Raw genomic sequence first — 13,332 nt, 5'->3', positions numbered from 1 at the left:
TGCGCGCAGTGAGCAGGTGGGTTCTGCGTTGACGCAGATTATCGGGGCGGCGCAGCAGGTGGCTGGTGAAGTGCAGTCGGTGACGGCGGTGGCAGAGGAGATGTCGGCGAGTGTGCAGCAGGTGTTGGCGACGGTGAGCACGGTGCTGCAGAGTGCCGAAGAGAACGCGCGGGCTGCGCTGGAGATGGCATCTGGCGCGGAGCAGGTCTCTTCGGCGATTTCTTCGGTAGCGAGCATCAGCGAGGAGGCGGCGGCGAGCGCCGAGGAGTTGAACGCCTCTTCGGAAGAGGTGGCTGCGGCGGCGCAGGAGCTGGCGAGTATGGCACAGCAGTTGCAGTCGCTGGTGAGTCGTTTCCGCTACGAGGAGACCGAGAGCCGACCCCAGTTGCGCTTGGCGGCGTAAGTCAGGTAATCGCCCTCACTCCATTCCCCTCTCCCACGCTGTGGGAGAGGGGAGCAAGCGCAAAGGTGGGGTCACGCATCGTGTGGAGGGCGAACCGCCGGGTGAGCCGTTCCCCTCCCGACCTCTCCGCGGGCGGGGAGAAGAGTTTACGGCTCGGCGGGAGCCTCGCCCTTCACGCGGTAATACGGCCTATGGAGCAGTCAGCAGCGCCACCTCGCCGATAGCAAAGGAAACGGCTGCAGAGGTGCGCTTTGCGGACTGAGCGGAAGATACCCCGCCCAGCGTGCCCACCGAGACCTGCCCCTGTGGCAACAGGTACACCTGCACCTCGCGCTGTTGATGAGGCAGTACCAGTATCCGTCTGGAGCGTGTGAGTGCCTGTCCATCCTGCGACACCAGCCCGTAGTGTCCTGACGCGGAGGCGATGGTCTTTCCATTCAGAATCATCTCGCCCTCGCTTTCGGCGGCGACTACTTCGCCCCTGGCATTGACCAGCACAAAAGCACATCCCAAAGGCTGTAAAGAGAGGGTGATGCGGTGAGCAGGGATGCTCACCCGACACTTTTCTGCCCCTTCGTCGGGGCGGACCAGCGTGTACAGCCTGCCCCCGTCCCGTGTGGGAAGGGAGAAGACACGCACCCTGCCTCGCTGCGCGGACACCTCGACGGCTGGCACCGCCGCCAGCTGCAGCACCTGGCGGTAGAGTTGCGCGGAGCGGGCGTCCGGAGAGAGCTCGATCGGAAAAGGCACGTACACCACCTTCCCGCGTCCAACCGTCGAAACGATGGGTTGCGCGGTTGTCGTTTGCCCTGCCGTTTCAAAGGGTGAAAGGGCGGGCACGTCGGGCAGGTGGAGCAGTTTGAGCCTCTCTGCGCGGGTGGGCTGGCGAGTGCGGTCAAACCCGATATTGCCCGAGAGATACAGCACTCCTCCGTTTTCTACCCAGCGCAGCACCGTCTGGAAGGTTTCATCGGTCGGGCAGTAGGGCAGCACCCAGAATAACGCCTTCGCGGAGGGCGGAACCTCTTTCAAATCTTCCTCGTTCAGCACGCCGAAATCGCCTGCCGTGTCCAGCAACAGCTTCACCGCCTGATGCAGCGCGCCGTGGATGCGTCCGAACTGCGCGCCGATGCGGTGGCTGTCGGGAACGAGGAGGTAGACCTGCGGAGGCTGGTACACTGGCTGCACGCGCTTCAACATCTCCGCGCCCTGAGCCAGCGTATGCAACCACGGCTTGGCGACCGGTGTGCTGTGATGTATCAGCCCCCAGGGAAAGACCATCTCGTCAAAATCCTTCCAGTCCCAGTTACAGAGGAAAGCGGCTCCTAAACCTGTTGCGTAGTGCAGTACCTGCTGGAATCGGGTCACACTGACCTGCACGGGCAGTCCTGTTGCACCGTGGATGCGGGCGTCGTGTGCTTCTTGCGCGCCGAACTCGCCCAGGCTGAACCCTTTGCCAAAGGCACGGCGGTCGATCAGCTTAAACTCCAGAGGAAACTCCTGCAGCGAACCGTAGAAGTGCATGTTGGAAAAGTCGGTATAGCGTGTGCCGAGAATCTTATCGGCAGGGGGCATACTGGGCAGGTAGCCCACACACACCAGCGCGTCGGGGTCGCCCGTCTTCACGCCCTCCACGTTCGCTTTGACCCACCGGTTGAGCAGTTCGGTTTCGAACCTCTTCAGGTCGGCGGTGCGCACGTCGTCCCAGCGGTCGGTGCGGTTGCCCAGAGGCACATTGGGCAGAGGAGCCTCCGGTGGCTGCACGCGCCACGCCTCACGCAGGGCTTCATCGGAGCCATAACGCTCCTTCAGCCACTGGTTCCAGAGCTGCCGAACGAGAGGCGTGTCCTGCACCTCCACCACTGGCTCGTTCTGGATGTCGTAAATGATACCGGGCACGTCCCGGTAGCGCTCCGCCCAGAAGCGGTTCCACTGCTTCTGCGCCTGCAGTTCCTCGTCGGTGAGAGTCACCCCCAGCCAGTCGTGCAGGGTGAGAAAGATGATGATGCCGTGCTTCTGCGCCAGCTGCACGATGGCATCCATCTGCCGCTGCAATCGCTGGGGTGGGGTAGACCGCAGGTCCAGCGAGGTGTGATGGGGATTTCCAAGATAGCCTTCCTTCGCGAAGGGCGAGAAGTGCAGGATGCGCAGGATGCGGATGTTGTTTTGCGCCATCAGGCGAAAGTCCCTGTCCCATACGGCAGGGTTCTCGTTGGCGGAGAAGAACATCATGCCCGTCTGATTCGTACCCACCAGAATAGCGGGTTTGCCGTCGATGGTCAGGTAGTTATCCTTCCACCCCACCTTGGGTCCGCGTGCGAGCACCTTGTCGTCTCTGATGCAGAAGGCGGCTTCCACGGTGTCGACGAGCTGCCCGTCGAGCCACAGCTGCGCCTGTACCGGGTGGTAGTCGCCGCGCAGCCGACCGGTATCTATCGTTTGCTGAACCGTTTGCTCCGCTCCCGGCTGCAGGGTGACCTCTTCGCGCCGGACAGTTCGCCCGGAGACTTTCAGCTCCACCCGCACGCGGGCAGGTTGTCTGCTGAAGTTCACTGCCTGCAGGCTCACCGTCGCTGTCTCTCCGCGCTCATACAACGGAAGGTCTGAATGCAGGCTGTGCAGATACACCTTCTGTACCAGCCGTTCCATCACCCGGGTGAGCAGGCGTTCTCTGGTGGCGTCCCCTAGCAACAACGGTTCGCCGGAGGTCACTCCGCTGAACGCCCAGCTGGAGCCTTTGTAAACACCGGTGAAGTTGTGCATCATGCTCAGCGCGGTTCCGCGCAGGTGACCCTTCGAATCGGTAGCCTCCAGCACCGGAATCCACCGGCGGTATACGGGCGGGAAAACCGGATTGTTATCGCCTATCAACCCGCTGGCGGAGAAGCCTTGCAGGGGCTTTTCAAAGCGCAAACGCACCCCCGAGGGTGCGAACGTTCCCACTGCTCTTGCCTGCGTCGCATCCTGCAGTAAGAAGGTGGGGTCGAACACGCCAATTTGCTCTGAGGAGAAGGTCATCGCATCGCCGGGCGCGCCATAGCGGGTGTTGATGCGAACGCGGTTTTCGGTGGCGCCGCGGTTGTGTTCTTCTGCTGTAACCGTCTGCTCTACATCGCGCCATTGCTCGCCGTCCCAGATGATGGGGCGGTCAACGGCGTAACCGTCGGTGGCGAGAAAGCTTCCGCCTGCCCGCAGATATGCCAGAAAAGCATCCCGAGCATCGAGCGGGAAGAAGGCTCCGTACGGCAGTATCACCGCGTCGAAGTGGTCGCGCGTGAGGGTTTGCCCGTCGGCGAGGTCTCCCGCCTGTAACATCGTCACGCCGAAACCTGCCCGGCGCAGCACCTGTGCCAGTTGTTGCGGCGGGTGCGCCGTGCGGAATCCGCCTGGCAGGGGCTGGGTGATTTCGAGAACGGCGATGTTGCCTCGCTCTCCGCGTTCCACCTGCAGCGCCTGCGCAGGCGGCAGAGGAGCAGAGCGGGGCATCTCGCGCACTTCCCACCCCATGGCGTCCACCGTGACCTCCATATCGCCGAAGTTACAGCCGATGAGCATACGATTCGCCGAAACTATCTCGCGGGTGCGTTTGCCTCGCCCGTCGAACTGGAAACCAGACACGGGTAAAACCGCCTCGTGCCAGCCCTTTTGCAGGTAGCCCACCGACTTACCCCCTATTGCGACGTGCTGTACCCACATGTCCCCATCGGGCTCCATTAGCCAGATGTGCATCTTCGCCTGCGGGCGTGCGTGATGAACGTAAAGCCAGAAACGCAGTGCGGTCGCATTCGTTGGGACGAAACAGGAGCCGACCACGTTGCCCCAGTGCGGCAGAGCATCCTTGTACACGAGCCGCAGTGCCCCCGCACCCTGTTTCACGCAGACACTATCGTGCTCTGCGTACACCAGCCTCCCGCCGTCCGCATGGGGCTGAAAAGCGACTTCCGTCTCGAAATCATGCAGCGGTACAGCACACGCTGTCGTGCAAACGAACAACAGTAACCACCACGTACGCATCCCTTTTCGACTCCCAAAGGTGATGGATTCTGTTTCTCAGTCTTGTGGGGAGTTCCTGCTGAGGGAGATTTTCCGGGTGAGCCGAGAACATGCCCAACGGCCCGGCGGGAGCCTCGCCTTCCGGGAGGCATCCGACGGATTTAACGAAGATGCTCAGCCTGCGGCTACACGTGGTATATTTTGGAACACCCTCATTGCCCTTGCATTTACCAGCAAGGGCAGGCTATACTTTATCAAAGCTATTCATCCGGGGGTGCTGGATGGAGTTTCAACCGTTTACCCAATCTCGTGATGTGATAAACCAGCCAGATGCCCTGCGCGAGCGCATGCAAAGGGATGGCTACCTGTTTATTTCTGGTCTGGTTCCTCCTGAAGACGCCCGCGCCGTGTGCGAAGACATCCTGCAGATTTGTCGCGAGGAGGGCTGGGCAGATGAAGAGGGCTTCGCCATTGGCGAGCCGCGTCTGGAAGGTCATGAAGGCTGGTGGGAGGTCTACGACCGCCTGCAGTGTCTGGAAAGTTTTCACGCTTTGGCGCACCATCCAAACATCCTGCGAGTGATCGAAGCCATTGTGCAGGAACCGGTGCTGGTACATCCGCGCAACATCGCCCGGATTACATTTCCCGCGACGGCGCATTACACCACCCCGCCCCATCAGGACTATCCGCTCATTCAGGGCACACCGGATACCTACACCGTGTGGATACCGCTTTGCGACTGCCCCATCGAGCTGGGTGGTCTGGCAGTGCTGCCGGGTTCGCACACCTTGGGTTTGCTTCCCGTACACCGCGCCAGCGGCCCGGGCGGGTTGAGCGTGAATACCAGCCGCTGGGGCGACACCTGGCACGCGCAGGACATGCAGGCAGGCGATGCACTTATCTTCCACAGCTACACCGTGCACCGTGCTTTAGTGAACGTCAGTGAACGCAGGTTGCGTATCTCCGTAGACTACCGCTATCAGGGCGTTTCGCAACCAATCGTGGAAGATGGGCTGCGTCCGCATTACGAAAGGCTCAGCTGGGACCAGATATATCAGGGTTGGAAACGGCAGGACATCCAGTACTACTGGCAAAAGTACCCCTTGCGCATCGTGCCGCGCGATTTAACCATCATGCAACCAGAGGAGGAGTACCGATGAGTACATCTCCACGCACCGTGATCAGCGACGAGGAACGCGATTTCTTCCTGCAGAACGGTTACCTGATTCTTCGTGGCGTCCTGCAGGGTGAGGAGCTGCGCCGTGTGCAGGCAGCGATGGACGAGCTGACGGCTTACGGCTCGGCGGAAGTACGCGACGACCCGGACTACATGTACGGACAGGGACCCCAGTCGGGAAAGCCCGTACTGCGACGCATCGAGTACGTCATCGACAAGCAAGATGAGATGAAGGTGTTGTTAGGACATCCCTTCATCCTGCGCTCGGTGGAGAAACTGATGGGCCCCGACTTCATCCCCACATGGGACTCGATGGTGCTGAAGATGCCCGGTGAGGGGATTATCGTCCCATGGCACCGCGATGCCGGTACGGATTATGTGGGAGATACGCCTATCTTCAACGTGGACTTCTATCTGGATGAGGCAGACGAAGACACATGTGTATGGGTTCTGCCGGGCAGCCACCTGTGGAGCCGGGAGCAGGTGCAGGAATGGCTCGCGGCGCATCGCGAGCAGGACACCACAAAGGAACACTTCAAGGCATCGGGGGCAGTGCCCGCACTCATGCAGCCGGGTGACGTGCTATTCCATAACATTCTGGTGCTGCACGGCTCGCCATACAACCTGTCGGACAAGATACGCCGTGTGGTCTACTACGAGTTTCGCACCGCGCACGTGGAGCACCAGCTGGGACCGCATGTGCCCGAATACATTCCCCTGAAACAGCGCGTGTTGCTCAGCTGCATTGAGCGACGAAAGCAGGCGGACTACATCCCGGAGGATGAGATTCCCTTCACGTACAACCCGCCGGAACCGTTCAGGGTGGACTGGCAACCGGGCACGGAGCTGCCGACCTATCGCTATCCGCACGAACAGTACTGGAGAAAGTAGGATGTCGTGGTGCGACGGAAAGAGATAAGCTTCACCACTACAATTGTCCCGGGACGGGACAGGACCTATCTTGCGCTACCGACGGAAGCGGAGACCATCTGGGGAGATCAGGAACACCATTACGTAGCGGGAACGATTCAGGGGCGCACGTTTCGAGGACGCACCGAGATTCATGGGGCACAACACATCCTGCCCATCGGCCCAACGTGGCTTCGCGATAACGGCATGGATGCGAATATGACAGTAGAGTGCTGTCTGCATCTGGAAAGTCCGATAATAGATGACCTGCCGCAGGATTTTGCCAGCGCGCTTCGGGCGGAGCCGCGGGCAGCGGCGTTCTTCGAACAAATCGCGCCCTTTTACCGAAAAGGTTATCTGCGGTGGGTCGAGAGCGCGAAGCGTCCCGAAACCCGCGCCAAACGGATTATGGAGGCGGTGCAGTTGCTGGCGGAAGGGCGAAGCCAGAGATAGCCTATCCCTTACCACCTCGCCACAGGTGGTAAAACACCAGTGCCTGCAGCACGGTAAGCAATACCAGCATGATTCCGTTGAGCACATAAAGGGAGATGAAGAAACCGGTGAGGCGACGGATGAGCAGTATCAATACCAGCCCGAACAGCAGATTCGCCCCGTACACCAGCATCCAGCAGCCGATGAGTTCCAGTGCCGTGCAGAAGGCTTGCCGGAGATTCGCTCCACCGACACCCCACCTGCGCTTCACGTAAAGGTAGCCAAAGGCGGAAGTCATTAGGATGAGCAGGGGCACGTACAGCTTGTCCATCTCACTCAATCTCCCAGCCGGTACAGCCATCTCCCCGCCGCCTCGCGAAGCGTGTAGGTCATCAGCGCGAGGCGGCCATCGGGGCCATCGGTGTCCACCGGCAGGTTGTCCGCTACCGCAGGGAACACGCGAAAGCCCATTTTCTCGAATCGGGGCACTGCCCGCGCCAGATGCAGAGAACTGCTGACCAGCAAGATGCTTCGGACACCCCGCTGGTGCAGCTTCGCGGCGATGTTGGCTGCTTCTTCCGCGGTGGTCTGCGCGTGAGGCTCCAGCAGGATAGCCTTCTCAGGCACCTGCAGCTGACGGGCAAGAGCCGCTCGCACTTCCGCCTCCACCGGCGACCCTTCATACGTCGTGCCGGAAAGCACCAGCAGCGGCGCCAGACCCTGATGATACAACACCAGCCCTTGCACCGTCCGGCGCAGGGAAGAATCGCTCAGCGTGCCATCGCGAAAGACGCTGGCCCCCAGCACCACAATCGCATCGGCAGGCTGTATCCTGGAGGACACAGCCAGTGCCCGTGCCAGCGCATTAGGCAAAGGGGTATACGCGCTGAGCAACACTCCTACGATGCCCAGCACACCCAGAGCCTGTAACAGCTTTGCACAGAGAGGGGTGCGGTTCATGGTTGTGCCTCGATGTTCTCTGCGGGGAGTTCGCAATCCTGCGTCGGCAGCCATATCGTGCCGGTACACGCTTCGCCCAGCACCTGCCCTCCGTACCACCACGCCCGTGCCGCCAGCCACGCACAGAACAGAGCATCCACCCTGTCCTCGAATCGCTTGAGCCCGGCAGCAGTTTCTGGAACTTCCGACAGCCAGTCGGGCAGGTATAGCTTCGGCGCAGGCAACTGCTTCAGCAGACGGACGTAGCGCTGCATCTGCTCGCGACGATATGCCAGATCCCTGCCCGATCTCGCCTTGTATTCCAGAATGCGTGGCAGGTGGAACAGTCTCACCATCGCGGCGTGCGGATAAACCTCGAATGCCACCCGACACGCCTGCCGAATGGGTGGTGCTGGAGCCACCTGCACGTTGAGCCGCTCCGCCAGCATCGCACACAGGTGTTCCCCACGCGGTGGTTCGCCCAGCAAGCGGCGGTTCGCGGGGTGGCAGGCGGCATGATAGCGGGCGAAGCGACGGCGCATCTCGCCTTCCACCAGACGCTCTCCCGTCAGATTGGGAACCACCAGCGGGGCGTCAACCGCGATAACCAGCGTGTTACCCGCATCCTGTTCCGCGATAGCGCGGCAGATTTCCTCGTCGGTGTAAGCCAGCTGCGTGGGCTCGACTTCACCCAGCCCATCTTCCCGCCATTCGAGCATCGCGAGCCCCGACGGGTTGCGCGTCCCCCACGCAAGGTCAATACCTACCCACAGTGCCGGTGCTCTGTCCATCTTGAGGATTCTATTCGAGTTCGGAATCTGCGTGTGCGATAATAGTTCCCTCCAACTGACTGCGTTCCCGAATGAACCGAATAGCCACTGTGCCCAATGCCCAGTACACCATCGCCAGCACCATTAACACCCGATAGCCCACCCCCATCTCGACCTGCGTGTTCACCACATAGGCAATCGGTCCGGCGATGAGCGGCGCGACCACCTGCGGCAACGTGTCGGCAATACCCCACACGCCCATATACTTGGCGGGAGCCTCCTGCGGAAGCAGGTTGCACGCCAGTGCCCAGTCCACCGCCTGAAACACACCAAATCCCGCCCCGAAGATGCCGACGGCGATGTAGACGACCGTCAAATCTTTCGCGAACAGAAAGCCCATCCCCGCCAGCAGGCAGATCAGGCAGGAAAGAGCGAGAATGAGCCGCTTGCTGTAGCGATCCGCCAGCTTGCCTGCGGGAAGAGTGCCCAAAATGCCGGTGATGGTGGAGAGTATCATGAAGTTGGTAATCAGACTGAACGCCTCCCTGCGGTAGCCGAGCGTGTCCCGCAGATAGTACAGCAGGCAGAAGTTCACCGTGTAGATGCCCATCATGATGGCGAGGCGGCTAATCAGTAACCAGACGAAGCTGGGATAGGGCTTCAGCGGGACACGGTAGCTGGAAGCAATTGACTCCCACAGCGTGGGCGAGTGTCCCGTATACGGCTCTTCGCGAATCAGCCAGACATTGAGCAGCATGAAAGCGTTCAGGAAGACCGCGAACAGTACCATCAGCCAGAACAGTCCTTGCTCCGAGCCGAGCAACAGGCTGGCGGCAAAGGGTCCCCCGATGCGCCCCAAGAGCGTACACACGCCCATCCACGCCGACGCCGTGCCGTGGTACTGCCACGGGATGCGGTCGGGTATCAACGCCTGATAGGGTCCGTTGGCGACGTTGAGGAAGAACTGAATGACAATATACACGCCGAGCAGAGTCCACACGGTGCGCGCGGCGGGAAAGAGGAACAGTCCGGCGGTGGTCAGCAGCGTGCCGACAATCAGGTAGGGTCTGCGCCTGCCCATCGGATGGCGGCTGCGGTCGCTGATGGCGCCGAACAAAATCTGCGTGGCGGAAGCCACAAACGCGCCGACGCTGGTGACTATCGCCAGCACACGGTCTTTCTCCTGAGAGCCGACCAGCTGCTCCACGCGGTCAGGGAGCACCAGGATAAGCACCGCGCCCCAGAAAAAAGAGAGCGCGAACCAGAACAGGCTGATTCCGAAGTAGTCGCGCAGGGTGGGTTTCATTGCCTTATGCGGTTCGACGTAGAAGGACGTTTTCCTTTAATGCGCAGAACCACTGGCGGTTCTAACCGTGCGACCTCTCACTAACCCATTCCCAGTAAAGTCACCACCACCGGCAGCACCACAATCGTTAACAGAGTGCCTATCACTATCACCAGCGTTGCCAGCTGGTGGTCACAGCCGTATCGCTCGGTGATCACTGCGTTCACCATGGCGCTGGGCATGGCGGATTCTGTCACCGCGACCAGCCGGGCGATGCCCTGCACCCCCACCCAACCCGTTGCCAGCCACATCAGCCAAGGGAACAGCGCCATCTTTGTCAGCAGAATAAGCACCATCGGCAGGTAGTAGCGGTTCGCCCGGAGGTGCGCCGGTTCCAGCATCAGCCCCAGCGATAACAGCACCAGCGGCACTGTCGCACCTGCCACCAGCTGCGCCGCATGAGAAATGAACAAAGGCACGGGCACCCGAAGGGCGTTGACAACCAGTGTGCCAACCAGCACGACAAATGTGGGGGTGGTGAAAAAACGGAGCATTTCGCGCCAGCTGGTGTCGTGCTTGCTACCGTAGTGCATGGCGACCGCGATGCCAACAGTATAGACGGGCAGAGCCATACTGAGCTGGTCGTACACCACTGCCGCCGCCATTGCCCCTTCCGTCTTGCCGAAAATCGCCTGTACCACCGGATAACCCAGAAATCCTGTATTGCCGTACACAGCAGTGAGCAGAAACGTTCCGATGACGGGGCGCGGAAAGCGGAGCAGACGTGCGGGCAACCACAAAAGCCCCATCACCAGCACCTGAAGCATGCCGAAAAGCCACGCGGCGTGCACCATGTCCGCCGTGACCCTTTGCTGGTAAAGGGCGTGGAACACGAACGCGGGCAGAGTAAAATCCATGATCAGACGGTTGATGACACTTGTATCGGTGTCCTGCAGAATGCCGCGCCGCTTCAGCAGATAGCCGGTGAACAGCACCAGAAACAGCGACATCACCACCCAGAAAACGTTCAAAAGCTACGCTTCCTCCAGCTCCAGCAGGTTCTCTTTGAGCGGACGTCCGTCGTCACAGGGTTCCGGTTGTACCTGCACCTGCATGGCAGCGGCTGCGCTTTCATCGCCTTCCCAGCGTCGGTGTCCGCTTTTGTCCAGGGCGGCTTTAATGAACCCGACGAACAGCGGGTGCGGACGATTGGGGCGCGAACGAAACTCGGGATGAAACTGCGTCGCCATGAAGAAAGGATGCCCCTCCAGCTCGATAATCTCCACCAGCCGGTAGTCGGGTGAGACCCCGGAAAACACCATGCCATATTCCGCCAGACGCTCACGGTACTCGTTGTTCACCTCGTAGCGGTGGCGATGGCGCTCGTACACCACCGCGTCGCGATAGAGCTTCGCCGCACGAGTGCGCTGCATGATACGGCACGGGTATGCACCCAGGCGCATCGTTGCCCCTTTGTCTGCCACCTCTTTCTGTTCCGGTAACAGGTGAATCACAGGATGTGGCGTGTCGGGGTCCGCCTCTTCGGAGTGCGCGCCATACAAACCGCAGGCGTTTCGGGCGAATTCCACCACCGCCATCTGCAAACCCAAACACAGGCCAAGGAACGGGATGCGGTTCTCCCGGGCATAGCGAATGGCGGCGATTTTGCCTTCCAGCCCGCGCACACCGAAGCCGCCCGCCACGATAATGCCGTCGAAGCCCTTCAAATGCTGTACCACATCAGGAGCCTTCTCCAGCCCTTCTGAATCGATCCAGCGGATGTTGACTCGAGCGTTATTGGCGATACCCGCATGCTTCAATGCTTCGGCGATGGAGATGTAGGCGTCTCCGTTGCCGGTATACTTGCCCACCACCGCCACGTACAGGTTGTAGCGTGGTCGCTGCATCACCTCTACCATCTTGCGCCAGTCTTCGAGGTCGGGCGAGTGTTCGGGCAAGCCGAGTCGGCGTACCACCAGGTTCGCTAGACCCAGCTCTTCAAGGCGAAGCGGTACCTCGTAGATGTTTTCGGTGTCCATCGCCTCGATGACCGCTTCCTTTTCCACATCGCAGAAGAGGGAGATTTTCTCCTTCATCTCGTCGGAGATGGGCACTTTGGTACGGCACACCAGTATATCCGGCTGGATGCCGATTTCGCGCAGCTTGATGACACTGTGCTGTGTGGGTTTGGTCTTCACCTCACCCCATGGTCCCACGAACGGGATGAGCGTGACGTGGATATACATCACGTTCTCCGCGCCCGCCCGCTTCTTGAACTGCCGGATGGCTTCGAGGAAGGGGAGCCCTTCGATATCGCCTACCGTGCCGCCGATTTCGGCAATGACCACATCGGCGTTATGCTCTTTGCCCACCAGCACGATACGGTCCTGAATCTCATTGGTGATATGGGGGATGACCTGTACGGTTGCGCCTAAATAATCGCCTCTGCGCTCTTTCGATATCACTGCATTGTAAATATTGCCGGTGGTGACGTTGGAATGGCGCGTGAGGTCTACGTCGATGAAACGCTCATAATGCCCCAGGTCCAGGTCGGTCTCCGCCCCGTCGTCGGTGACAAAAACCTCTCCATGCTGGTATGGGTTCATCGTGCCCGCATCCACGTTAATATAGGGGTCAAACTTGAGAGGCGCCACTTTGAAGCCGCGACTGCGGAGCAACCGACCGAGGCTGGCGACGGTGATGCCCTTGCCGATGGAAGAGACCACGCCGCCGGTCACGAAGATGTACTTGGTCATGGTGTTCCCCCAAAGTAGACTTCCACACTTGCGCGGAGCGAACCAAAGGTGCCCTGTGTATTTATATCATGAAACAGGGCTTTTGGCAAGGGTCGTAGGCGGTGTTCGAAAATACACAGAATGTAGCCGCAGGCTCCGGCCTGCGCTTTCGGAGCAGGGCGAACCGTCTCGTACCGAACCCCCGTGGGCAGGCAGGTGTCTTTCGGCTCGGCAGGAGCTTCGTCTTCCAAGCAGGCGTCTATCGAACACCCAAAGGGCGGTGAGACCGGCAACCTCCCACGCTCTTGCTCAACCAGGGCATCCGGCGGCAGAATCGATAGGAGTTACGCAGTTGAACGGGTATTCGGGAGCTTGTGATGTAAAGCGACACATTCTGTCATTCTGAGCGAAGCGAAGAATCTCTTTCAACAGGCTGAGATGCTTCGCTTGCGCTCAGCATGACATAAAATTGTCTCTGCAGTCGCTGAAAAAGCATGACCCGCCAGGTGTTCATCGCAGCTGCGTAACTCCTAATCGCAGAAAAAGCTGAGGGTGTTCGAAATTGGTAGTTGAATGGATAGATTACCTAACCCCCTTGCCTCCTTCCCTCGCAGGGAAGGGGGAACGCCCCTCTCCTCGTAGGAGAGGGGACGGGGGTGAGGTAAGACAAGGGGTAGCAAGAACGCCTC

Annotated in this window: 11 protein-coding genes; 4 read left to right on the top strand and 7 right to left on the bottom strand. The window is 60.2% G+C overall.

The genetic code is table 11. The features are described from left to right. A partial coding sequence (locus tag K6U75_16845) for a hypothetical protein (protein MCL6476701.1) occupies positions 1-403 on the top strand: 403 nt, incomplete at its 5' end. 189 nt (positions 404-592) lie between these two features. On the opposite strand, the gene K6U75_16840 is transcribed toward K6U75_16845, so the two are convergent. Next, the gene (locus K6U75_16840; GenBank protein ID MCL6476700.1) at positions 593-4,417 is read right to left on the bottom strand and encodes a cellulase family glycosylhydrolase; all 3,825 of its coding nucleotides are present in this window, start codon (positions 4,415-4,417) and stop codon (positions 593-595) included. A 260-nt stretch (positions 4,418-4,677) separates the two neighbouring features. Here K6U75_16840 and K6U75_16835 point away from each other — a divergent pair, with 260 nt between their 5' ends. From K6U75_16835 to K6U75_16825, 3 genes are read left to right on the top strand one after another with little or no spacing between them, the layout of a single operon-like run. After that, positions 4,678-5,556 (top strand): phytanoyl-CoA dioxygenase family protein, encoded by an 879-nt coding sequence (locus tag K6U75_16835; protein ID MCL6476699.1) that lies wholly within the window; start codon positions 4,678-4,680, stop codon positions 5,554-5,556. Next, positions 5,553-6,464, top strand: coding sequence for a phytanoyl-CoA dioxygenase family protein (locus K6U75_16830; GenBank protein ID MCL6476698.1), 912 nt, complete (start codon positions 5,553-5,555; stop codon positions 6,462-6,464). Before K6U75_16835 ends, K6U75_16830 begins: the two co-directional genes overlap by 4 nt. Positions 6,465-6,473: 9 nt before the next feature. After that, positions 6,474-6,935, top strand: a complete 462-nt coding sequence (locus K6U75_16825) for a YdeI/OmpD-associated family protein (GenBank protein MCL6476697.1) — start codon at positions 6,474-6,476, stop codon at positions 6,933-6,935. A 1-nt stretch (position 6,936) separates the two neighbouring features. Here K6U75_16825 and K6U75_16820 read toward each other — a convergent pair whose 3' ends face one another. The 6 genes from K6U75_16820 to K6U75_16795 all read right to left on the bottom strand — a co-directional run bounded on the left by K6U75_16820 (position 6,937) and on the right by K6U75_16795 (position 12,664). Further along, entirely contained in the window at positions 6,937-7,245 is a 309-nt protein-coding gene (locus K6U75_16820; protein ID MCL6476696.1) for a hypothetical protein, read from the bottom strand. Between the two features lie 5 nt (positions 7,246-7,250). Further along, positions 7,251-7,874 carry a YdcF family protein gene (locus K6U75_16815; GenBank protein MCL6476695.1) on the bottom strand — a complete coding sequence of 208 codons (624 nt, stop codon included), beginning with the start codon at positions 7,872-7,874 and terminating at the stop codon, positions 7,251-7,253. After that, on the bottom strand, positions 7,871-8,644 hold the full coding sequence (locus K6U75_16810; protein MCL6476694.1) for a DUF429 domain-containing protein: 774 nt from the start codon (positions 8,642-8,644) through the stop codon (positions 7,871-7,873). The genes K6U75_16815 and K6U75_16810 overlap by 4 nt, the downstream gene beginning before the upstream one ends. 10 nt (positions 8,645-8,654) lie before the next feature. After that, positions 8,655-9,929 carry an MFS transporter gene (locus K6U75_16805; GenBank protein MCL6476693.1) on the bottom strand — a complete coding sequence of 425 codons (1,275 nt, stop codon included), beginning with the start codon at positions 9,927-9,929 and terminating at the stop codon, positions 8,655-8,657. An 80-nt stretch (positions 9,930-10,009) separates the two neighbouring features. Continuing rightward, positions 10,010-10,939 (bottom strand): AEC family transporter, encoded by a 930-nt coding sequence (locus K6U75_16800; protein MCL6476692.1) that lies wholly within the window; start codon positions 10,937-10,939, stop codon positions 10,010-10,012. Positions 10,940-10,942: 3 nt separating this feature from the next. Further along, positions 10,943-12,664 carry a CTP synthase gene (locus K6U75_16795; protein ID MCL6476691.1) on the bottom strand — a complete coding sequence of 574 codons (1,722 nt, stop codon included), beginning with the start codon at positions 12,662-12,664 and terminating at the stop codon, positions 10,943-10,945. Positions 12,665-13,332: the final 668 nt, after the last annotated feature.

This window comes from Bacillota bacterium (assembly GCA_023511455.1).
Classification (GTDB): domain Bacteria; phylum Armatimonadota; class HRBIN16; order HRBIN16; family HRBIN16; genus HRBIN16.
This window is presented reverse-complemented; position numbering and strand designations above follow the sequence as displayed.

What these genes read in the sequence shown, in the direction of transcription:
- K6U75_16805 (MCL6476693.1), bottom strand. Translation starts at nt 9,929, where the DNA reads ATGAAACCCACCCTGCGCGACTACTTCGGAATCAGCCTGTTCTGGTTC.
- K6U75_16815 (MCL6476695.1), bottom strand. Translation starts at nt 7,874, where the DNA reads ATGAACCGCACCCCTCTCTGTGCAAAGCTGTTACAGGCTCTGGGTGTG.
- K6U75_16810 (MCL6476694.1), bottom strand. Translation starts at nt 8,644, where the DNA reads ATGGACAGAGCACCGGCACTGTGGGTAGGTATTGACCTTGCGTGGGGG.
- K6U75_16795 (MCL6476691.1), bottom strand. Translation starts at nt 12,664, where the DNA reads ATGACCAAGTACATCTTCGTGACCGGCGGCGTGGTCTCTTCCATCGGC.
- K6U75_16830 (MCL6476698.1), top strand. Translation starts at nt 5,553, where the DNA reads ATGAGTACATCTCCACGCACCGTGATCAGCGACGAGGAACGCGATTTC.
- K6U75_16820 (MCL6476696.1), bottom strand. Translation starts at nt 7,245, where the DNA reads ATGGACAAGCTGTACGTGCCCCTGCTCATCCTAATGACTTCCGCCTTT.
- K6U75_16835 (MCL6476699.1), top strand. Translation starts at nt 4,678, where the DNA reads ATGGAGTTTCAACCGTTTACCCAATCTCGTGATGTGATAAACCAGCCA.
- K6U75_16840 (MCL6476700.1), bottom strand. Translation starts at nt 4,417, where the DNA reads ATGCGTACGTGGTGGTTACTGTTGTTCGTTTGCACGACAGCGTGTGCT.